At 67.9% G+C, this 19,229-nt stretch carries 22 protein-coding genes; 17 read left to right on the forward strand and 5 right to left on the reverse strand.

All coding sequences use genetic code 11. The features are described from left to right. Window positions 1–114 precede the first annotated feature (114 nt). Window positions 115–4,026, forward strand: a complete 3,912-nt coding sequence (locus ACIA77_RS02185; RefSeq protein WP_395883914.1) for a DNA-directed RNA polymerase subunit beta' — start codon at window positions 115–117, stop codon at window positions 4,024–4,026. 88 nt (window positions 4,027–4,114) lie between these two features. Here the strand turns inward: ACIA77_RS02185 and ACIA77_RS02190 are convergent, their stop codons facing one another. The 5 genes from ACIA77_RS02190 to ACIA77_RS02210 all read right to left on the reverse strand — a co-directional run bounded on the left by ACIA77_RS02190 (window position 4,115) and on the right by ACIA77_RS02210 (window position 8,408). Then, entirely contained in the window at window positions 4,115–5,614 is a 1,500-nt protein-coding gene (locus ACIA77_RS02190) for a hypothetical protein (protein ID WP_395883915.1), read from the reverse strand. A 5-nt stretch (window positions 5,615–5,619) separates the two neighbouring features. Continuing rightward, the gene (locus ACIA77_RS02195) at window positions 5,620–6,780 is read right to left on the reverse strand and encodes a hypothetical protein (RefSeq protein WP_395883916.1); all 1,161 of its coding nucleotides are present in this window, start codon (window positions 6,778–6,780) and stop codon (window positions 5,620–5,622) included. Window positions 6,781–6,793: 13 nt separating this feature from the next. Beyond that, window positions 6,794–7,117 (reverse strand): hypothetical protein, encoded by a 324-nt coding sequence (locus ACIA77_RS02200; protein ID WP_395883917.1) that lies wholly within the window; start codon window positions 7,115–7,117, stop codon window positions 6,794–6,796. Continuing rightward, window positions 7,117–7,701 (reverse strand): YbaB/EbfC family nucleoid-associated protein, encoded by a 585-nt coding sequence (locus tag ACIA77_RS02205; RefSeq protein WP_395883918.1) that lies wholly within the window; start codon window positions 7,699–7,701, stop codon window positions 7,117–7,119. Before ACIA77_RS02205 ends, ACIA77_RS02200 begins: the two co-directional genes overlap by 1 nt. A 221-nt stretch (window positions 7,702–7,922) precedes the next feature. Continuing rightward, window positions 7,923–8,408 carry a GNAT family N-acetyltransferase gene (locus ACIA77_RS02210; RefSeq protein ID WP_395883919.1) on the reverse strand — a complete coding sequence of 162 codons (486 nt, stop codon included), beginning with the start codon at window positions 8,406–8,408 and terminating at the stop codon, window positions 7,923–7,925. A 142-nt stretch (window positions 8,409–8,550) separates the two neighbouring features. Here ACIA77_RS02210 and ACIA77_RS02215 point away from each other — a divergent pair, with 142 nt between their 5' ends. The 16 genes from ACIA77_RS02215 to rpsQ all read left to right on the forward strand — a co-directional run bounded on the left by ACIA77_RS02215 (window position 8,551) and on the right by rpsQ (window position 19,207). After that, window positions 8,551–8,709, forward strand: coding sequence for a hypothetical protein (locus ACIA77_RS02215; protein ID WP_395883921.1), 159 nt, complete (start codon window positions 8,551–8,553; stop codon window positions 8,707–8,709). Between the two features lie 369 nt (window positions 8,710–9,078). After that, window positions 9,079–9,453, forward strand: coding sequence for a 30S ribosomal protein S12 (gene rpsL, locus ACIA77_RS02220; protein ID WP_003102113.1), 375 nt, complete (start codon window positions 9,079–9,081; stop codon window positions 9,451–9,453). After that, window positions 9,453–9,923, forward strand: coding sequence for a 30S ribosomal protein S7 (gene rpsG, locus ACIA77_RS02225; protein ID WP_007031033.1), 471 nt, complete (start codon window positions 9,453–9,455; stop codon window positions 9,921–9,923). The genes rpsL and rpsG overlap by 1 nt, the downstream gene beginning before the upstream one ends. A gap of 63 nt (window positions 9,924–9,986) precedes the next feature. Further along, a complete protein-coding gene (gene fusA / locus ACIA77_RS02230; RefSeq protein ID WP_395883922.1) occupies window positions 9,987–12,086 on the forward strand; it encodes an elongation factor G in 2,100 nt (699 codons plus the stop codon). Window positions 12,087–12,212: 126 nt separating this feature from the next. Next, a complete protein-coding gene (tuf, locus tag ACIA77_RS02235; protein WP_395883923.1) occupies window positions 12,213–13,406 on the forward strand; it encodes an elongation factor Tu in 1,194 nt (397 codons plus the stop codon). Between the two features lie 415 nt (window positions 13,407–13,821). Further along, window positions 13,822–14,127: a 30S ribosomal protein S10 gene (gene rpsJ / locus ACIA77_RS02240; RefSeq protein ID WP_003102098.1), complete on the forward strand. Its 306-nt coding sequence runs from the start codon at window positions 13,822–13,824 to the stop codon at window positions 14,125–14,127. Window positions 14,128–14,158: 31 nt separating this feature from the next. Continuing rightward, window positions 14,159–14,809, forward strand: coding sequence for a 50S ribosomal protein L3 (rplC, locus tag ACIA77_RS02245; protein ID WP_395883924.1), 651 nt, complete (start codon window positions 14,159–14,161; stop codon window positions 14,807–14,809). A gap of 2 nt (window positions 14,810–14,811) precedes the next feature. After that, on the forward strand, window positions 14,812–15,501 hold the full coding sequence (gene rplD / locus ACIA77_RS02250; RefSeq protein WP_395883925.1) for a 50S ribosomal protein L4: 690 nt from the start codon (window positions 14,812–14,814) through the stop codon (window positions 15,499–15,501). Next, entirely contained in the window at window positions 15,498–15,809 is a 312-nt protein-coding gene (gene rplW, locus ACIA77_RS02255; RefSeq protein ID WP_003102087.1) for a 50S ribosomal protein L23, read from the forward strand. Before rplD ends, rplW begins: the two co-directional genes overlap by 4 nt. Window positions 15,810–15,824: 15 nt before the next feature. After that, complete coding sequence (gene rplB / locus ACIA77_RS02260) at window positions 15,825–16,658, forward strand: 50S ribosomal protein L2 (RefSeq protein WP_395883926.1); 834 nt, start codon at window positions 15,825–15,827, stop codon at window positions 16,656–16,658. A gap of 18 nt (window positions 16,659–16,676) precedes the next feature. After that, window positions 16,677–16,958, forward strand: coding sequence for a 30S ribosomal protein S19 (rpsS, locus tag ACIA77_RS02265; protein WP_153035997.1), 282 nt, complete (start codon window positions 16,677–16,679; stop codon window positions 16,956–16,958). Between the two features lie 32 nt (window positions 16,959–16,990). Next, window positions 16,991–17,410, forward strand: coding sequence for a 50S ribosomal protein L22 (gene rplV, locus ACIA77_RS02270; protein ID WP_395883927.1), 420 nt, complete (start codon window positions 16,991–16,993; stop codon window positions 17,408–17,410). Then, window positions 17,410–18,264: a 30S ribosomal protein S3 gene (gene rpsC / locus ACIA77_RS02275; protein WP_395883928.1), complete on the forward strand. Its 855-nt coding sequence runs from the start codon at window positions 17,410–17,412 to the stop codon at window positions 18,262–18,264. The genes rplV and rpsC overlap by 1 nt, the downstream gene beginning before the upstream one ends. Window positions 18,265–18,267: 3 nt before the next feature. After that, complete coding sequence (rplP, locus tag ACIA77_RS02280; protein WP_204091703.1) at window positions 18,268–18,687, forward strand: 50S ribosomal protein L16; 420 nt, start codon at window positions 18,268–18,270, stop codon at window positions 18,685–18,687. Beyond that, window positions 18,687–18,932: a 50S ribosomal protein L29 gene (gene rpmC / locus ACIA77_RS02285; protein WP_204091702.1), complete on the forward strand. Its 246-nt coding sequence runs from the start codon at window positions 18,687–18,689 to the stop codon at window positions 18,930–18,932. Before rplP ends, rpmC begins: the two co-directional genes overlap by 1 nt. Further along, the gene (gene rpsQ, locus ACIA77_RS02290) at window positions 18,929–19,207 is read left to right on the forward strand and encodes a 30S ribosomal protein S17 (RefSeq protein ID WP_204091701.1); all 279 of its coding nucleotides are present in this window, start codon (window positions 18,929–18,931) and stop codon (window positions 19,205–19,207) included. Before rpmC ends, rpsQ begins: the two co-directional genes overlap by 4 nt. Window positions 19,208–19,229: the final 22 nt, after the last annotated feature.

Below are 19,229 nucleotides of genomic sequence, written 5' to 3' on the forward strand. Positions count from 1 at the left end.
GACCGTCGCGCTGGGAGGGGCACCGTGGTCGCCCGCCGTCACGGTGCCCCTGAGGTGCGGTTGGTCCCGGGCCACCAAAAGCCTTAAACCTCGAGGAAAGAGGGAAGGGAAGACGTGCTAGACGTCAACTTCTTCGACGAACTGCGGATTGGTCTGGCCACTGCTGACGACATCCGTCAGTGGTCCTACGGCGAGGTCAAGAAGCCGGAGACCATCAACTACCGGACTCTCAAGCCCGAGAAGGACGGTCTCTTCTGCGAGAAGATCTTCGGTCCCACCCGGGATTGGGAGTGCTACTGCGGCAAGTACAAGCGCGTCCGCTTCAAGGGCATCATCTGTGAGCGCTGCGGCGTCGAGGTGACTCGCGCCAAGGTGCGCCGTGAGCGGATGGGCCACATCGAGCTGGCCGCGCCGGTCACCCACATCTGGTACTTCAAGGGCGTCCCGTCGCGCCTGGGCTACCTGCTGGACCTGGCGCCCAAGGACCTCGAGAAGATCATCTACTTCGCTGCTTACGTCATCACGGGCGTGAACACGGAGCTGCGCCACAACGACCTGCCGACGCTCGAGAACGAGATCGGGGTCGAGCGCAAGAACCTCGAGACGAAGCGCGACGCCGACATCGAGACCCGCGCGCAGAAGCTGGAAGCCGACCTGGCCGAGCTGGAGGCGGAGGGCGCCAAGTCCGACGTCCGCCGCAAGGTCAAGGAAGGCGGCGAGCGCGAGATGCGCCAGCTGCGCGACCGCGCCGGCCGTGAGCTCGACCGCCTCGAGGAGGTCTGGACGACCTTCACGAAGCTCGAGCCGCGCCAGCTGATCGCCGACGAGCTGCTGTACCGCGAGCTGATCGACCGCTACGGCGAGTACTTCACCGGCGGCATGGGCGCGGAGGCCATCCAGAAGCTGGCCACCGAGTTCGACGTGTCCGCGGAGGCCGACAGCCTGCGCGACACCATCCGCAACGGCAAGGGCCAGAAGAAGCTGCGCGCCCTCAAGCGCCTCAAGGTCGTGGCCGCCTTCCAGGCGACCGGCAACGACCCGCGCGGCATGGTCCTCGACGCCGTCCCGGTCATCCCGCCGGACCTGCGCCCGATGGTGCAGCTCGACGGTGGCCGCTTCGCGACGTCGGACCTGAACGACCTGTACCGCCGCGTGATCAACCGCAACAACCGCCTCAAGCGGCTGATCGACCTCGGCGCGCCCGAGATCATCGTCAACAACGAGAAGCGGATGCTGCAGGAGGCCGTCGACGCGCTGTTCGACAACGGCCGCCGCGGCCGTCCCGTCACCGGCCCGGGCAACCGGCCGCTGAAGTCGCTGTCCGACCTGCTCAAGGGCAAGCAGGGCCGGTTCCGCCAGAACCTGCTCGGCAAGCGCGTCGACTACTCGGGCCGTTCGGTCATCATCGTGGGTCCGCAGCTGAAGCTGCACCAGTGCGGTCTGCCGAAGGACATGGCGCTCGAGCTGTTCAAGCCGTTCGTCATGAAGCGGCTGGTCGACCTGAACCACGCGCAGAACATCAAGTCCGCCAAGCGGATGGTGGAGCGCTCGCGCCCGCAGGTGTGGGACGTGCTCGAAGAGGTCATCACCGGCCACCCGGTGATGCTGAACCGCGCGCCGACCCTGCACCGCCTCGGCATCCAGGCCTTCGAGCCGCAGCTGGTGGAAGGCAAGGCCATCCAGCTGCACCCGCTGGTCTGCGAGGCGTTCAACGCGGACTTCGACGGTGACCAGATGGCGGTGCACCTGCCGCTGTCGGCCGAGGCGCAGGCCGAGGCCCGGATCCTGATGCTGTCGGCGAACAACATCCTGTCGCCGGCGTCGGGCCGTCCGCTCGCCATGCCGCGACTGGACATGGTCACGGGCCTGTTCCACCTGACCCGTCTCGACGAGAAGGCCGAGGGCGCGGGCAACGCGTACTCGTCGCCGGCCGAGGCGATCATGGCCTTCGACCGCAAGGCGCTGAGCCTGCACGCCCCGATCAAGATCCGCATCACCGACCGGCAGCCGCCGAAGTCGGAAGAGGCGCGGCTGGCCGAGGACGGCTGGGAGCCGGGCAAGACGTGGCTGGCCGAGACGACTCTGGGCCGTGTCACGTTCAACGACCTGCTGCCGGCGGACTACCCGTTCGTGAACGAGCCGATGCCGAAGAAGCGGCAGGCCGCGATCGTGAACGACCTCGCCGAGCGCTACTCGATGACGCAGGTGGCCCAGACGCTGGACAAGCTGAAGGACGCCGGCTTCTACTGGGCGACCCGCTCGGGCGTCACGGTGGCCATCTCCGACGTGCTCGTGCCCGCCGGCAAGAAGGCCATCCTCGACGAGTACGAGGCCAAGGCCGACCAGGTCGAGAAGCGGTACCAGCGTGGTCAGCTGTCGCACTCCGAGCGCAACAACGAGCTCGTCAAGGTGTGGACGCAGGCCACCGAAGAGGTCCACAAGATCATGGAGACGGCGCTGCCGGACGACAACCCGATCGCCATGATCGTGAAGTCGGGCGCGGCGGGCAACATGACGCAGGTCCGGTCGCTGGCCGGTATGCGTGGCCTGGTGTCGAACCCGAAGGGTGAGTACATCCCGCGCCCGATCAAGTCCAACTTCCGTGAGGGCTTGTCGGTGGCGGAGTACTTCATCGCCACGCACGGTGCCCGGAAGGGCCTGGCGGACACCGCTCTGCGGACCGCCGACTCGGGTTACCTGACCCGTCGTCTGGTGGACGTCTCGCAGGACGTCATCGTCCGCGAGATCGACTGCGGCACGACGCGCGGTATCACCATGACCGTCGGCGAGGACGTCGGCGACGGCAAGGTGCTGCGCGACCAGCACGTGGAGACCAGCGTGTACGCGCGGAACCTCGCGACCGACGCGGTGGACGCCAAGGGCAACGTCGTGCTCAACGCGGGCGACGACGTGGGCGACCCGGCCATCGAGAAGCTGCTGTCCAGCGGCATCACGAAGGTCAAGGTCCGCTCGGTGCTGACCTGCGAGTCGGCGGTCGGTGTGTGCGCGACCTGCTACGGCCGCTCGATGGCGACGGGCCAGCTCGTCGACGTCGGCGAGGCCGTCGGTATCGTCGCCGCCCAGTCGATCGGTGAGCCGGGTACGCAGCTGACGATGCGTACGTTCCACCAGGGTGGTGTCGCCGGTGACGACATCACGACCGGTCTGCCCCGCGTCACCGAGCTCTTCGAGGCTCGCGTGCCGAAGGGCAAGGCGCCGATCGCGGACGTCGACGGCCGCGTGCGGATCGAGGAGAGCGAGCGGTTCTGGAAGATCACCCTGATCCCGGACGACGGGTCGGAGGAGATCGTCTTCGACAAGCTGTCCAAGCGGCAGCGGCTCGCCAACACCCCGAACGGCCCGCTGGGCGACGGCGACCACGTCGCGGTCGGTCAGCAGCTGCTCGAGGGCACGCCCGACCCGCACGAGGTGCTCCGCGTGATGGGCCCGCGTGAGGCGCAGATGCACCTCACCGACGAGGTCCAGAAGGTGTACCGGGCGCAGGGTGTGTCGATCCACGACAAGCACATCGAGGTCATCGTGCGGCAGATGCTGCGCCGCGTGACGATCATCGACTCCGGTGCCACGGACTTCCTGCCGGGCGAGCTGCCCGAGCGCACGAAGTTCGAGGCGACGAACCGGGCCGCGGTCGCCGAGGGCGGCGAGCCGGCTTCGGGTCGCCCGGTGCTGATGGGCATCACGAAGGCGTCGCTGACCACGGACTCGTGGCTGTCGGCCGCCTCGTTCCAGGAGACCACGCGCGTTCTGACCGACGCGGCCATCAACGGCCGCTCGGACAGGCTCGTGGGCCTCAAGGAGAACGTGATCATCGGTAAGCTGATCCCGGCCGGCACCGGCATCAACAAGTACCGGAACATCCAGGTCCAGCCGACCGAGGAGGCGCGCGTCGCCGCGTACGCCATCCCGTCCTACGACGACGGCTACTACACGCCGGACGTCTTCGGGTCGGGCACCGGCGCCGCCGTGCCGCTCGACGACTACGACTTCGGCCGCGACTTCCGCTGAGCCGGACGTAGCTGAACGCTGAGTAGTTGAACGACAAGCCCCCCGCCGGGGAACCGGCGGGGGGCTTGTCGTTGGTACCTCGGAGCTTTCAGACCGAGCTGGTGAGTCTCTCGCGCATCCTGCGCGCTCGCCGCGGCGGGCGGGGCAGGTAGGTGCGTTTGGCGAGGTAAAGCCCGACCAGGGGGTAGAGCAGGCAGATCAGGAAGTCGAGCACGGCGTACGTCCGGCTGCCGATCTGGTAGCCCGGGTGTCCCCACAACGGTCCCACCATGACTTCGACGACGTCGCCGCGCCGGGGCAGCTCGCCGGACCAGTCAGCCGAGACCTGGTGGATTCCGCCGTCGTCGGTGTAGGTGCCGCGCACGCTGGGCCGGTCGGCGGAACACGACAGGCCGCCTGTCGTGCTGACGCAATGCCGGGTGCCGCCCGCGCTGATGTTGTCGACGGCCAGGTGTACTTGGGGGGCGAGTCCGGTGATGGCCGCCACCGAGTTGCCCACCGGCCCCGCGCCCAGCGCGATCAGGCCGAGCGCGATCAGCGAGCGCACGGTGAGCGACGTCGAGGTCACCGGCTGCCGGTCCGCGGCTTCCCGCCTCCGGTTCACCGGGGTGCGGATGAAGCCGCCACGCTTGCCGGACCAGCCGTCGTAGCTCGTGTCGGAGCGGGTGGCAGCGGTGTGGAAATCGCGGTCCGCCGCCCAGGTTTCCCACACCGGCGCGGGCACCGCGGCGGCGAGCACCGCGAGCCGGCGGGAGTTGCCGAACATCCGGTCCTCGGTCAGCCCGCCGGTGTCGGTGGTCCACAGCGCGTCCCCGTGGAACGCGACCTGGTGTACCCGGAACCACAGGTCGGTCATGATCAGCTCGCGCACCTCGCCGGTCAGCACCGCGTGCGCGAACTCCGGGTCCGAGGTGGACACCGAGTACCGGCGGTCGAACTCGGGGTCGACCTCGAAGGAGCCGAAGGTGGTGTCGGGCCGGAGCCAGCCGAAGGCGTTGCGGGTGATCCGGGCATCCTCCAACGGGGTGAAGTGCTCCGGCTCGAACGCCCCGGTCCGCGGTGAGATCGTCAGCGCGGGCACGTGCGGGATCCGCAACTCGACCACCGAATTGACCGAGTCGATCTCTTCGGCCACCTGTCCGGCCGCCGCGAACACCTCGTTCTCGCGCGGCGGTCGGGTCGAGTACTCCATCCCCAGCAGGCGGTGGCCGTTGTGGGTGAACTCGACGGTGGCCCGCCGGGGCGACGGGTCGGGGTGGTCGAGGGCCACGGCGACGCCGCGGTGCGGCAGGAAGCCGAAGGCCGGTTCGTCGACCGAGTCGAGGCGCTTGACCCAGTTGCGTTGGTGCCAGCCCCGCCACATGACCAGCACCGTCACGACCAGCGGGAACGCGTACCACAGCAGTTGCGGTACGTCACTGCCGGTACCGGCCGACAGCCAGTACAGCGACGCTTCGGAGATGGCGATTCCGGACAGCGAATAGCACACCGCGGAGGCGACCGGACTTCGCCGTTCTGCGCGTCCGGCGATCCACATGAGCACGAAGGCGAGTGCGTAGCCGCCGACGACGAACCAGGGGCCGAGCACTTCGCCTAACCACCCATGTCGAGGTTGTCGCGGGTCTCCTTGTCGGAGCTGTACCCGGAATCGGCCGCCTCGCTCGACTTGGCGATGTCCTTGGCGTTGTCGATCGCCTTGTTGACGAAGTCGAAGCCCATCTTCTTGTTGGTGCCGGAGCCCTTGCCGAAGTCGCCCGGGCTCACGCCGACCACCTGCTTGATGGCCTCGTTCCCGCCGGACTTGACGGCTTCCTTCACCGCCTCAGCGGTCGCCGCGCCACGGGAGTTCGTCGCCGACGCGACCGCGCCGCTCACGGCCCTCTCGGCGCCCGGCGTCATCGCCCGGCCGGCGCCCCCGGCTCCGTGGAGCTTCGAACCTTCCTTGATGAGGTCGTCGCTCCACTTCGCGAGGAACGTCACGAACTTCTGCAGCAGCTCGCCGAGCTTGCCGAGGTGCTTCGTGATCTTCGTGAACGCGCTGGCCGCCTTGGCGATCGACGCCGTCATCGCACCGGCCACCGACGAGCCGAGGCTGACGATGGAGGCGGCCAGGGCAGGCAGCCAGATGTAGATCAGCCAGCTGACCAGCTCGGAGATGATCGCCTTCACGACCTCTTCGATCACGGTCATGACCATCGACCACATCTGCAGCGTCTGGCCGACGCCGCCGGTGGTGTAGCCGATGCCCTTGATGCCCTCGGAGAACTGGTCCAGCGCCTTGCGGGCCGCGTCGCCGCCGTCGCCCACCCAGCCCTTCAGCTCGTCGCGGCCCTTCTGGGTGAAATCGTCGCCGAGCTTGATGAAGCCCATGCCGATCTCGTTGAAGTTCCCGGCGGCGTCCTTCAACGCCGGACCGTCGCCGGTCACGAAGTGCAGTGCGTCCTGCAGCGGCGAGATCAGCTCGAGAAGCATGTTCAGGCCGTTGCTGACCAGCCAGTTCACCGGGTCGAGCGCGAAGCTCGCCACGTCGACCGCGGCGCCGGCGACGAAGCCCGCGCCGTCCTTGAGCATCTGGCCCGTGGCGCCGGCGAAGTCGCCGATGCTGTCCGCGTTGCCGTAGTTGTCGACGGCGTTGGAGACGCCCTCCACGCCCTTGCCGACGATCGGCGCCTTCTTGGCCGCCTCCATGGCGTTGTGGCCGAAGCCCTCTTCGTCCTTCTTCAGCTTGACGCCGTCGGCGATGCTGTCCGCCATCTCTTCCCCCAGCTCAGAGCGGTCCGTCGATGTTCACCTTGGTCTTGCCGAGCTTGAGGACGGCGTCCTTCTGCTTGCCGTCGTAGATGTCCGCGGCCTGGGTCATCTTCCCGCTGAAGGTGTCGACCCCGGTCTTCATCAGCTCCAGCAGCTCACGCAGGTCTTCGAGCTTGCTCGTGTATGTCTGCTTCACCGCAAGCCCGATCAGGCCCCACGACTTGTCCGTCACGTCGGCCTGGTCCACGAGGCCGCCGAACTTGGCGGCCTCGTCCTTGTAGTGCGGGAGCGTGGTCGACGCGTACTTCCGCAGCGCCGGGAGGTCTACTTCGTGGCCCATCAGTACTCCTCGTGGTCCCAAAACTTCCGGCCGCCGTCGTCGGCCGGGCGGGCCGGGGGCGGCGGGGGAGCGGCCGGGGGTTCGTCGCGGCGCAGGACGCCCTGGCCGAAGTCGTCGTCGGGATCGCTCGGGGCCGTCCGGCGGGGCGCCGGACGGGCGGGTGGTGGCTGCTCCTCCGAGGTCTGGGACTTCAGCTCGTCCGCCGTGGTTCCCATCGCTTCGGCCTGGGCCTCGAGCACCTGGTCGCTGACATCGAGGCCGAACGCCGCGCCGACGTGCGCGTCGACGATGCCGGCCTGCTGCAGGGCGGCGTCCGCGACGGCGCGGTGCAGGGTCGAGAGGATGCTCGACCCCAGCTGCTGCGGCGGCAGGCGCAGCGCGTCGGGCGTGAGCCGGATGTCCTTGACCGAGCCGCCGGGGCCGGCGACGACCGTGATGGCCCGGTCGGGTGACATCGCGACGGCCTCGAGGGCCGTCACCTCGTTCTGCAGGTCGCCGACCTTGGCGAACTGCGCCTCGGCCTGCTTGATCTTGGACTGGAACTTCTCGAACTCGGCGACGAGACGATCCATCTCAGCCGACACGGCGGCCCCCTCACGTGCACAAGACGGGTGTGCGGACGTGCGGATTATGCCGGTTCTGCCAGGTTTGCGCTGGCGAGTCGTGAATTTTTTCCCGTAACGGGAGAAAGGGGCGCTCCGGAGCCCGGCCGGCAGCGCGCACGCCTCAGCCGCCGTGCCGCCGTCCGGTGTGGACGGTCGACCGTCCACACCGGAGGGATGGAATCCGTTGCCGGGCAACGAACTCAGTGGAGGTTCTTGGCGAACCAGTGCTCGGCGTACTTGTCGTCGTTGAACCGCTCGACCTCCGCGTACCCCGTGCGCGCGTAGAGCGCCCGGGCCTCGACGAGATCGGTCCGGGTGTCGAGCCGCATCACCTCGGCGCCGAGGGTCCGCGCCGCGTCCTCGGCCGCCGCGACGAGCTTCGCGCCGCCGCCCCGGCCGCGGTGCGCCGGGCGCACGTACACGCGCGTCAGCTCGTTCAGTCCCGGCCGCACCACGCGCGTGCCGGCGCAGCCGGTCATCGTGCCGTCGGGCAGCCGGGCGATGAGGAACGCGCCGGTCGGGGCGACGAGGTCGTCGCTCTGCTGCTCGGCCAGTGCCTCGTCGATCTCGGACTCGGTCGCCGGCCGACCCCAGTAGCGGCCGGCGATGTCGGTGAGGTACTCGCGCAGGATCGCGCGCGCGTCAGGATGGTGGACGGGGGTCACCTCGATGGTCCAGGTCGTCACGGATCCATCGTCACGGGCGCGTCCACTGGATAACGGGCATGTCGATCACCTCGGCAAAGGGACGTTCGGTCCCGCGGTGTCACCCGATCGTGGAACTGGGTACGGTGCGATTCGCAGGGAAACCGAACCAGAGGAGTGCGTCATGGACGGCAACGGCACCGCCGACCGGCCTGAAGAGGAGTCGAAGAAGACTCGGGGGAGTCACGCCGCGCCTGAGGGGGCCGGCGTTCATCCGCTCATCGACCTGTCTCGCGATCCCAACCCGGGGCGCGCCGACCACGCGAAGCCTGAAGAGGAATAGGCGGGACGTCCGTCACGTTCTCAATGACGGGACCCGCTCGGTCGAACCCGCGCGGCACTGGCCGCAGAGCCCCCATCTGGGGTTACGATGGGCGGTCACCGTCACTTCGGACCCCCCGCCCGGACCACCCGCGAGGTGGCCGGGTATCTTTGGAGACCGTGCCCGGCAGGCGTCGGGCCGCTCCGCGTGCCGTGCGGCATGAGCGGGGTGCTCGCGCACCCGGTTCACCGGCCTCGTCCACGTGGGGTTCCGACGGAAAACCCCTCCGGGAAGTTACCGGTCGAGAGACCGTGACGCGGGCCGACACGCCCGACCGCGGGGGCCGGTGAAGACACGAAGAAGCAAGATCGCAGACAGAAAGCTGGTCCATTGCCCACGATCCAGCAGCTGGTCCGCAAGGGCCGCCAGGACAAGGCTGCCAAGCAGAAGACCGCGGCCCTCAAGGGGAGCCCGCAGCGTCGTGGTGTGTGCACCCGCGTGTACACCACGACCCCGAAGAAGCCGAACTCGGCGCTGCGCAAGGTTGCGCGTGTGAAGCTGACGAGCGGCATCGAGGTCACGGCGTACATCCCCGGTGAGGGTCACAACCTGCAGGAGCACTCGATGGTGCTCGTGCGCGGTGGCCGGGTGAAGGACCTGCCGGGCGTTCGCTACAAGATCATCCGCGGTTCGCTCGACACGCAGGGCGTGAAGAACCGCAAGCAGGCGCGCAGCCGCTACGGCGCGAAGAAGGAGAAGAGCTAATGCCCCGCAAGGGTCCGGCCCCGAAGCGGCCGCTGATCTCCGACCCGGTCTACGCCTCGCCGCTGGTCACCCAGCTGGTGAACAAGGTGCTGAAGGACGGGAAGCGGTCGCTGGCCGAGCGCATCGTGTACGGCGCGCTGGAAGGTGCTCGCGAGAAGACCGGCACCGACCCGGTCGTCACGCTGAAGCGCGCGCTCGACAACGTGAAGCCCACCATCGAGGTGAAGAGCCGCCGCGTCGGTGGCGCCACCTACCAGGTGCCGATCGAGGTCAAGCCCGGCCGCTCCACCACGCTGGCCCTGCGCTGGCTGGTCTCCTTCTCGCAGGCCCGCCGCGAGAAGACCATGATCGAGCGGCTGCAGAACGAGCTGCTCGACGCGAGCAACGGCCTTGGCGCCAGCGTCAAGCGCCGGGAAGACACGCACAAGATGGCCGAGTCCAACAAGGCCTTCGCGCACTACCGCTGGTGATGACCGCCCGGCTGCCGATCCAAGCCATGCCGGGCCCCACGCTTGAGACAGGGGAACACTCTCGTGGCACGTGAAGTGCTGACCGACCTGAACAAGGTCCGCAACATCGGGATCATGGCGCACATCGACGCCGGTAAGACCACCACCACCGAGCGGATCCTGTTCTACACCGGGATCAACTACAAGATCGGCGAAGTCCACGACGGCGCCGCCACCATGGACTGGATGGAGGAGGAGCAGAAGCGGGGTATCACCATCACCTCGGCTGCCACCACCACGTTCTGGGCCGATCACCAGATCAACATCATCGACACCCCCGGGCACGTCGACTTCACCGTCGAGGTGGAGCGCTCGCTGCGCGTGCTCGACGGCGCCGTTGCCGTGTTCGACGGCAAGGAAGGTGTCGAGCCGCAGTCCGAGCAGGTCTGGCGGCAGGCGGACAAGTACGAAGTTCCGCGCATCTGCTTCGTCAACAAGATGGACAAGCTGGGTGCGGACTTCTACTTCACCGTGCGCACCATCGAGGAGCGCCTCGGCGCGCGGCCGCTGGTCATCCAGCTGCCGATCGGCGCGGAGAACGACTTCGAGGGTGTCATCGACCTGGTCCGCATGAAGGCGCTGACCTGGCGCGGCGAGGTCAAGAAGGGTGAGGACTACTCGGTCGAGGACATCCCCGCCGAGCTGGCCGACCGCGCTGCCGAGTACCGCGAGAAGCTGGTCGAGACGGTCGCCGAGACCGACGACGCCATGATGGAGAAGTTCCTCGAGGGCGAGGAGCTCACGGAAGCCGAGATCAAGGCCGGCATCCGCAAGCTCACGATCGCGCGCGAGGCGTACCCGGTGCTCACCGGCTCCGCGTTCAAGAACAAGGGCGTGCAGCCGATGCTGGACGCGGTCATCGACTACCTGCCGTCCCCGCTGGACGTGCCGGCCGTCGAGGGCACGCTGCCCGACGGCGAGACCCCGGTCTCGCGCAAGCCGTCGGTCGACGAGCCGTTCTCCGCGCTGGCGTTCAAGATCGCCGCGCACCCGTTCTTCGGCAAGCTGACCTACATCCGGGTCTACTCGGGCAAGGTCGCCGCGGGCGCCCAGGTCGTGAACGCGACCAAGGAGCGCAAGGAGCGCATCGGCAAGCTCTTCCAGATGCACTCCAACAAGGAGAACCCGGTCGAGGAGGCCCAGGCCGGCCACATCTACGCGGTCATCGGCCTGAAGGACACCACGACCGGTGACACGCTGGCCGACCCGCAGAACCCGGTCGTCCTCGAGTCGATGACGTTCCCGGACCCGGTCATCCGCGTGGCCATCGAGCCGAAGACGAAGGCCGACCAGGAGAAGCTGTCGCTCGCGATCCAGAAGCTCGCCGAGGAGGACCCGACTTTCCAGGTCCAGCTCGACGAGGAGACGGGTCAGACGATCATCGCCGGCATGGGCGAGCTCCACCTCGAGGTGCTCGTCAACCGCATGAAGTCCGACTACAAGGTCGAGGCGAACATCGGTAAGCCGCAGGTCGCCTACCGCGAGACGATCAAGAAGACGGTCGACAAGCTCGACTACGTGCACAAGAAGCAGACCGGTGGTTCCGGCCAGTTCGCGAAGGTCATCGTGAAGCTGGAGCCGCTCGCGACTACCGACGGTGCACTCTACGAGTTCGACAACAAGGTCACCGGTGGCCGCGTGCCGCGGGAGTACATCCCGTCGGTCGACGCGGGCGCGCAGGACGCCATGCAGTACGGCGTGCTGGCCGGCTACCCGCTCGTCGGGTTGAAGTTCACCTTGTTGGACGGTGCGTACCACGAGGTCGACTCTTCGGAGATGGCGTTCAAGATCGCCGGTTCCATGGCGATGAAGGAAGCCGCGAGGAAGGCCGGCCCGGTCATCCTCGAGCCGATGATGGCCGTCGAGGTCACGACGCCCGAGGACTACATGGGTGACGTGATCGGCGACCTCAACTCCCGCCGTGGCCAGATCCAGGCCATGGAGGAGCGCGCCGGTACCCGTGTCGTGAAGGCACTGGTGCCGCTGTCGGAGATGTTCGGTTACGTGGGCGACCTGCGGTCTCGCACCCAGGGTCGCGCGAACTACTCCATGGTGTTCGACTCCTACGCCGAGGTTCCCGCGAACGTCGCGAAGGAAATCATCGCGAAGGCGACGGGGGAGTAGTCCCCGTCCGCTCGCGGGCATAAGGAACACTCCTGAACGTCCGCAGCACCGACGAGAAACCATCGTGGGCCGGCAGCCACGCCGGCCCACGAGCACAAAGCGAAATCAGTCCAGGAGGACATTCCAGTGGCGAAGGCGAAGTTCGAGCGGAGCAAGCCGCACGTCAACATCGGGACCATCGGTCACGTCGACCACGGCAAGACGACTCTGACCGCGGCGATCACCAAGGTTCTGCACGACAAGTACCCCGAGCTCAACGAGTCGCGTGCGTTCGACCAGATCGACAACGCGCCCGAAGAGCGCCAGCGCGGTATCACGATCAACATCTCGCACGTCGAGTACCAGACCGAGAAGCGTCACTACGCGCACGTTGACGCCCCCGGTCACGCGGACTACATCAAGAACATGATCACCGGTGCCGCCCAGATGGACGGCGCGATCCTGGTGGTTGCCGCGACGGACGGCCCGATGCCGCAGACCCGTGAGCACGTGCTGCTCGCCCGTCAGGTCGGTGTGCCCTACATCGTCGTGGCGCTGAACAAGGCCGACATGGTCGACGACGAGGAGATCCTCGAGCTCGTCGAGCTGGAGGTCCGCGAGCTGCTGTCCTCGCAGGAGTTCCCGGGCGACGACGCGCCGGTCGTGCGCGTGTCCGGTCTCAAGGCCCTCGAGGGCGACGCCAAGTGGGGCGAGGCCGTGCTCGAGCTGATGCACGCCGTCGACGACAACGTGCCGGACCCGGTGCGTGAGCTCGACAAGCCGTTCCTCATGCCGATCGAGGACGTCTTCACCATCACCGGCCGCGGCACCGTGGTGACCGGTCGTGTGGAGCGTGGCGTGGTCAACGTCAACGAAGAGGTCGAGATCGTCGGCATCAAGGAGAAGTCGCAGAAGACGACTGTCACCGGTGTCGAGATGTTCCGCAAGCTGCTCGACTCGGGCCAGGCGGGCGACAACGTCGGCCTCCTGCTCCGCGGTATCAAGCGCGAGGACGTCGAGCGCGGTCAGGTCGTCGTGAAGCCGGGTACCACCACCCCGCACACCGACTTCGAGGGCCGGGTCTACATCCTGTCGAAGGACGAGGGTGGTCGTCACACCCCGTTCTTCAACAACTACCGTCCGCAGTTCTACTTCCGCACCACGGACGTGACCGGCGTCGTGACCCTCCCCGAGGGCACCGAGATGGTCATGCCGGGCGACAACACGGACATCTCCGTCCAGCTGATCCAGCCGGTCGCGATGGACGAGAACCTGCGGTTCGCCATCCGCGAGGGTGGCCGGACCGTCGGTGCGGGCCAGGTCACCAAGATCATCAAGTGATTTCGACGCCCCTGACCCGGGGCCCTACACCCCCCGGGTCAGGGGCGTCAAATCACGTGTGCGACACTAATCAGGTTGCTCGTCCAGGGGCGGCCGAATTCCTACCGGTTCTCGAATCGAGTAGGGGTTCCGGCCGCCCCGGCACGAGTGGCCACGGTCCGTGGAGCTCTTCCTTCGGGTGAGGCTAGCGGGCAAGGGCCAGTAGGGACGGCGCTCGAGCACCACAGCCGGCCCGCGGCCTCCTCACGTAGAGGAAGACCAGGCAAGACGACGATCCCACGGGATCCGTCTGTGCGGCGGGCGCGACACGCCCGACCGCGTGGACCGGGGACAGGGCCGTTGAACTGCTGAAACCCGGGCCACGGCCCGGGTTGACGAGACAAAGCGGCACGAGACGACAAGGAACGCAGCCACCATGGCGGGACAGAAGATCCGCATCCGGCTCAAGGCCTACGACCACGAGGCGATCGACACCTCGGCTCGCAAGATCGTGGAAACGGTCACGCGCACCGGCGCCCGTGTTGTCGGGCCGGTGCCGCTGCCCACCGAGAAGAACGTTTACTGCGTCATCCGCTCGCCGCACAAGTACAAGGACTCGCGCGAGCACTTCGAGATGCGCACGCACAAGCGTCTGATCGACATCCTCGACCCGACGCCGAAGACGGTGGACGCGCTCATGCGCATCGACCTCCCGGCGAGCGTCGACGTCAACATCCAGTAGAGCGCGGCGAGCGGCGGAGATAGAGACTCTCATGTCTGACAGGGAAGTTAAGGGCATCCTGGGCACCAAGCTCGGCATGACCCAGGTCTTCGACGAGCAGAACCGGGTTGTCCCGGTCACCGTCGTCAAGGCCGGTCCGAACGTGGTCACCCAGGTTCGGACCCAGGACAAGGACGGCTACGCGGCCGTGCAGCTGGCGTTCGGCGCGGTCGACCCGCGCAAGGTGAACAAGCCGCGCACGGGCCACTTCGAGAAGGCCGGCGTGACCCCGCGTCGCGTCCTCGCCGAGCTGCGGACCACCGACGCCGGGACCTACGAGGTCGGCCAGGAGATCACCGCCGAGGTGTTCGACGCCGGCGCGGCGGTCGACGTCACCGGGACCAGCAAGGGCAAGGGCTACGCCGGTGTCATGAAGCGCCACGGCTTCAAGGGCCAGGGCGCGAGCCACGGTGCCCAGGCCGTGCACCGCAAGCCGGGTTCGATCGGTGGCTGCGCGACGCCGGGCCGTGTGTTCAAGGGCCTGCGCATGGCGGGCCGGATGGGCAACGACCGGGTCACCACGCAGGGCCTGACCGTGCACGCGGTGCGTGCCGAGGACGGCCTGCTGCTGATCAAGGGCGCTGTGCCCGGTCCCAAGGGCGGCCTGCTGTTCGTGCGCAGCGCCGCGAAGGGTGGTAACTGACGATGACGAGCGTCGAGCTGAAGACCCCGGCCGGTAAAGCCGACGGCACCGTCGATCTCCCGGCGGAGATCTTCGACGTGCAGGCCAACGTCGCGCTGATGCACCAGGTGGTGATCGGCCAGCTGGCCGCCGCGCGCCAGGGCACGCACGACACGAAGACCCGTGGTGAGGTCTCCGGTGGCGGCAAGAAGCCGTACCGGCAGAAGGGCACCGGCCGTGCCCGCCAGGGTTCGACCCGCGCCCCGCAGTTCGCGGGCGGCGGTGTCGTCCACGGCCCCACGCCGCGCGACTACACCCAGCGCACCCCCAAGAAGATGAAGGCCGCCGCTCTGCGTGGCGCCCTCTCCGACCGGGCGCGCGCCGGCCAGCTGCACGTCGTGACCGAGCTGGTCACCGGCGAGAAGCCGTCCACGAAGGCCGCCAAGGCCGCCATCGCCGCGGCGACGCAGGCGAAGCGTGTGCTCGTGGTGCTGCACCGGGACGACGAGCTCACCTGGGTGTCCGCGCGGAACCTGCCGTACGTGCACCTGATCTGGGCGGACCAGCTCAACACCTACGACGTGCTGGTCAACGACGACGTCGTGTTCACCAAGGCCGCGTACGACGCGTTCGTGGCGGGCCCCGTTCGTGGCAAGGCCGTGAAGGCCTCCGCGCGTTCGGGCGAGGTTTCGGAAGGGAGTGACGAACAGTGAGCTCGGTCGCCATTCCGGACCCCCGCGACATCCTGCTCGCGCCGGTCATCTCCGAGAAGTCCTACGGGCTGCTCGAGGACCACAAGTACACGTTCATCGTCCGCCCGGACGCCAACAAGACCCAGATCAAGATCGCGGTCGAGAAGGTGTTCGGCGTCAAGGTGGTCAGCGTCAACACGGCCAACCGCCAGGGCAAGCGGAAGCGGACTCGCGCCGGCTTCGGCAAGCGCAAGGACACCAAGCGCGCCATCGTGACTCTTTCGCCCGAGAGCAAGGCGATCGAGATCTTCGGCGGACCCACCGCGTAAAGGACTGAGCTGACAATGGGCATCCGCAAGTACAAGCCGACGACCCCGGGTCGTCGCGGTTCGAGCGTCTCGGACTTCGCCGAGATCACCCGCTCGACGCCGGAGAAGTCGCTGCTGCGTCCGCTGAGCGGTTCGGGCGGTCGCAACTCGTCGGGCAAGATCACCACCCGCCACAAGGGTGGCGGCCACAAGCGCGCCTACCGCGTCATCGACTTCCGTCGCAACGACAAGGACGGCGTGCCGGCCAAGGTCGCGCACATCGAGTACGACCCCAACCGCACCGCGCGCATCGCGCTGCTGCACTACGCCGACGGCGAGAAGCGCTACATCATCGCGCCGGACAAGCTGAAGCAGGGCGACACCGTCGAGAACGGCCCCCGCGCCGACATCAAGCCGGGCAACAACCTGCCGCTGCGCAACATCCCGGTCGGCACCGTGGTGCACGCGATCGAGCTCCGCCCCGGTGGCGGCGCGAAGATGGCCCGCTCCGCCGGCGCCCGCGTGCAGCTCGTCGCCAAGGACGGCCCGTACGCCCAGCTGCGTCTCCCCTCGGGCGAGATCCGCAACGTGGACGTGCGCAACCGCGCCACGGTCGGCGAGGTCGGCAACTCCGAGCACGCGAACATCAACTGGGGCAAGGCCGGCCGCAACCGCTGGCGCGGCAAGCGCCCCACGGTCCGCGGTGTCGTCATGAACCCGGTCGACCACCCGCACGGTGGTGGTGAGGGCAAGACCTCCGGTGGTCGCCACCCGGTCAACCCCAACGGTAAGCCCGAGGGCCGTACGCGCCGGCGCAAGCCGTCCGACGCCCTCATCGTCCGCCGCCGGCGTACCGGCAAGAAGCGCTGAGCAGGGAGGTAGAAGCACATGCCACGCAGCCTTAAGAAGGGCCCGTTCGTGGACGACCACCTGCTCAAGAAGGTGGACGCGCTGAACGAAGCCAACAAGAAGACCGTGATCAAGACCTGGTCGCGCCGCTCCACGATCATCCCGGACTTCCTGGGTCACACGATCGCGGTGCACGACGGCCGCAAGCACGTCCCGGTGTTCGTCACCGAGGCCATGGTGGGTCACAAGCTGGGCGAGTTCGCCCCGACTCGGACCTTCAAGGGCCACATCAAGGACGACCGCAAGTCGCGCCGCCGCTGAGCGGGCACGAGATAGAGACAAGGGAAGTAGCGATGAACGCCCAGAACGACGCGACGACCGAGGCCCTGCCTACGGCGTACGCGCGGGCTCGCTTCGTCCGGGACTCGCCGACCAAGGTGCGCCGGGTGATCGAGCTCATCAAGGGACGTAGCGCCGCCGACGCCTTGGCCGTGCTCCGGTTCGCCCCGCAGGCGGCCAGCGGGCCGGTCGCGAAGGTGCTCGCCAGCGCCGTGGCCAACGCCGAGAACAACCTTCAGCTGGACCCGGAGACGCTCTGGGTCAAGAACGCGTACGCCGACGAGGGCCCGACCCTCAAGCGCATCCGCCCGCGGGCCCAGGGCCGTGCGTACCGGATCCGCAAGCGGACCAGCCACATCACCGTCGAGGTGGAGTCGCGTCCGAAGGCTGACGTGAAGAAGGCGCAGAGCAAGAAGAAGGCAGGTGGCCGGTAGTGGGCCAGAAGATCAACCCGCACGGCTTCCGCCTGGGTATCACCACGGACTGGAAGTCGCGCTGGTACGCCGACAAGCAGTACGCGGAGTACGTGGCCGAGGACGTCAAGATCCGCAAGCTGCTCTCCACGGGCATGGAGCGCGCCGGCATCTCCAAGGTCGAGATCGAGCGCACCCGTGACCGCGTCCGCGTCGACATCCACACCGCCCGGCCGGGCATCGTCATCGGCCGCCGCGGCGCGGAGGCCGACCGCATCCGCGGCGCGCTGGAGAAGCTGACCAAGAAGCAGGTCCAGCTGAACATCCTCGAGGTCAAGAACCCCGAGGCCGACGCTCAGCTGGTGGCCCAGGGCGTCGCGGAGCAGCTGAGCAACCGCGTGGCGTTCCGCCGCGCGATGCGCAAGGCGATCCAGACGTCCATGCGCTCGCCGCAGGTCAAGGGCATCCGCGTGCAGTGCGGCGGTCGTCTCGGCGGTGCCGAGATGTCCCGCTCCGAGCACTACCGCGACGGCCGGGTCCCGCTGCACACGCTGCGCGCCGACATCGACTACGGCTTCTTCGAGGCCAAGACGACGTTCGGTCGCATCGGCGTGAAGGTGTGGATCTACAAGGGTGAGCTGGTCGGTGGCCTCAAGGCCCGCGAGGCGCGCGACGCCGCCGCGGCCGCCGAGCGGGCCCCGCGCCGCGACCGCGGTGACCGTCCGTCCCGCCCGCGTCGTTCCGGCGCTTCGGGCACGACGGCGACCTCGACCGAAGCCGGTCGCGCTGCTGCTGCCGCGAAGAGCGAAGACGCGGCGCCCGTGGCGACCGAGGCGGCCCCGGCTGCCGAGACCGCAGAAAAGACGGAGGGCTGAGACGTGCTCATCCCGCGCAGGGTCAAGCACCGGAAGCAGCACTCCCCGAAGCGCCACGGTGCCGCCAAGGGTGGCACGAAGGTCAACTTCGGCGAGTACGGCATCCAGGCACTTGAGCACAGCTACGTGACGAACCGGCAGATCGAGTCCGCTCGTATCGCCATGACCCGTCACATCAAGCGTGGCGGCAAGGTGTGGACGACCATCTACCCGGACCGCCCGCTGACCAAGAAGCCGGCGGAAACCCGCATGGGTTCCGGTAAGGGTTCGCCCGAGTGGTGGATCGCCAACGTGAAGCCGGGCCGCGTGATGTTCGAGATCAGCTTCCCGAACGAGGAGACCGCCCGCGAGGCGCTCCGTCGCGCGATCCACAAGCTGCCCATGAAGTGCCGCATCGTTTCCCGTGAAGGTGGTGAGTTCTGATGGCGAGCGGAGCCGCTCAGGCATCCGAGCTTCGTGAGCTCACCGCGGAAGAGCTCGTGCTGCGTCTGAAGGAGTACAAGGAGGAGCTGTTCAACCTCCGCTTCCAGATGGCGACCGGGCAGCTGGACAACAACCGTCGGCTGCGCACCGTCCGCACGGACATCGCGCGGATCTACACGGTCATGCGCGAGCGTGAGCTCGGCCTGTCCGTGGCCCCCGACGCCGAGAGTGAAGGTGCCGCATGAGCGAGCCCACCACCGAGACCGTCGTGCGCAACTACCGCAAGGTGCGTGAGGGCTACGTCGTCTCGGACAAGATGGACAAGACGATCGTGGTCGAGCTCGAGGACCGCAAGAAGCACCCGCGCTACTCGAAGGTTCTCCGCAGCACCACCAAGGTGAAGGTGCACGACGAGAACAACGAGGCGGGCGTGGGCGACCGGGTCACCCTGATGGAGACCCGGCCGCTGTCGGCGACGAAGCGCTGGCGCCTGGTGCAGGTCGTGGAGAAGGCCAAGTAAGCAGGGCTCTTCGGAGTCCTTG

The organism is Amycolatopsis sp. NPDC051903 (genome assembly GCF_044452505.1).
In the GTDB taxonomy this organism is placed as follows: Bacteria; Actinomycetota; Actinomycetes; order Mycobacteriales; family Pseudonocardiaceae; genus Amycolatopsis.

Excerpts from the sequence above, each read along its gene's own strand:
- ACIA77_RS02195 (WP_395883916.1), bottom strand. The coding sequence starts at position 6,780 with ATGGCGGACAGCATCGCCGACGGCGTCAAGCTGAAGAAGGACGAAGAG.
- ACIA77_RS02200 (WP_395883917.1), bottom strand. The coding sequence starts at position 7,117 with ATGGGCCACGAAGTAGACCTCCCGGCGCTGCGGAAGTACGCGTCGACC.
- ACIA77_RS02215 (WP_395883921.1), top strand. The coding sequence starts at position 8,551 with ATGGACGGCAACGGCACCGCCGACCGGCCTGAAGAGGAGTCGAAGAAG.
- rpsG (WP_007031033.1), top strand. The coding sequence starts at position 9,453 with ATGCCCCGCAAGGGTCCGGCCCCGAAGCGGCCGCTGATCTCCGACCCG.
- rpsJ (WP_003102098.1), top strand. The coding sequence starts at position 13,822 with ATGGCGGGACAGAAGATCCGCATCCGGCTCAAGGCCTACGACCACGAG.
- rplC (WP_395883924.1), top strand. The coding sequence starts at position 14,159 with ATGTCTGACAGGGAAGTTAAGGGCATCCTGGGCACCAAGCTCGGCATG.
- rplD (WP_395883925.1), top strand. The coding sequence starts at position 14,812 with ATGACGAGCGTCGAGCTGAAGACCCCGGCCGGTAAAGCCGACGGCACC.
- rplB (WP_395883926.1), top strand. The coding sequence starts at position 15,825 with ATGGGCATCCGCAAGTACAAGCCGACGACCCCGGGTCGTCGCGGTTCG.
- rpsS (WP_153035997.1), top strand. The coding sequence starts at position 16,677 with ATGCCACGCAGCCTTAAGAAGGGCCCGTTCGTGGACGACCACCTGCTC.
- rplV (WP_395883927.1), top strand. The coding sequence starts at position 16,991 with ATGAACGCCCAGAACGACGCGACGACCGAGGCCCTGCCTACGGCGTAC.
- rpmC (WP_204091702.1), top strand. The coding sequence starts at position 18,687 with ATGGCGAGCGGAGCCGCTCAGGCATCCGAGCTTCGTGAGCTCACCGCG.
- rpsQ (WP_204091701.1), top strand. The coding sequence starts at position 18,929 with ATGAGCGAGCCCACCACCGAGACCGTCGTGCGCAACTACCGCAAGGTG.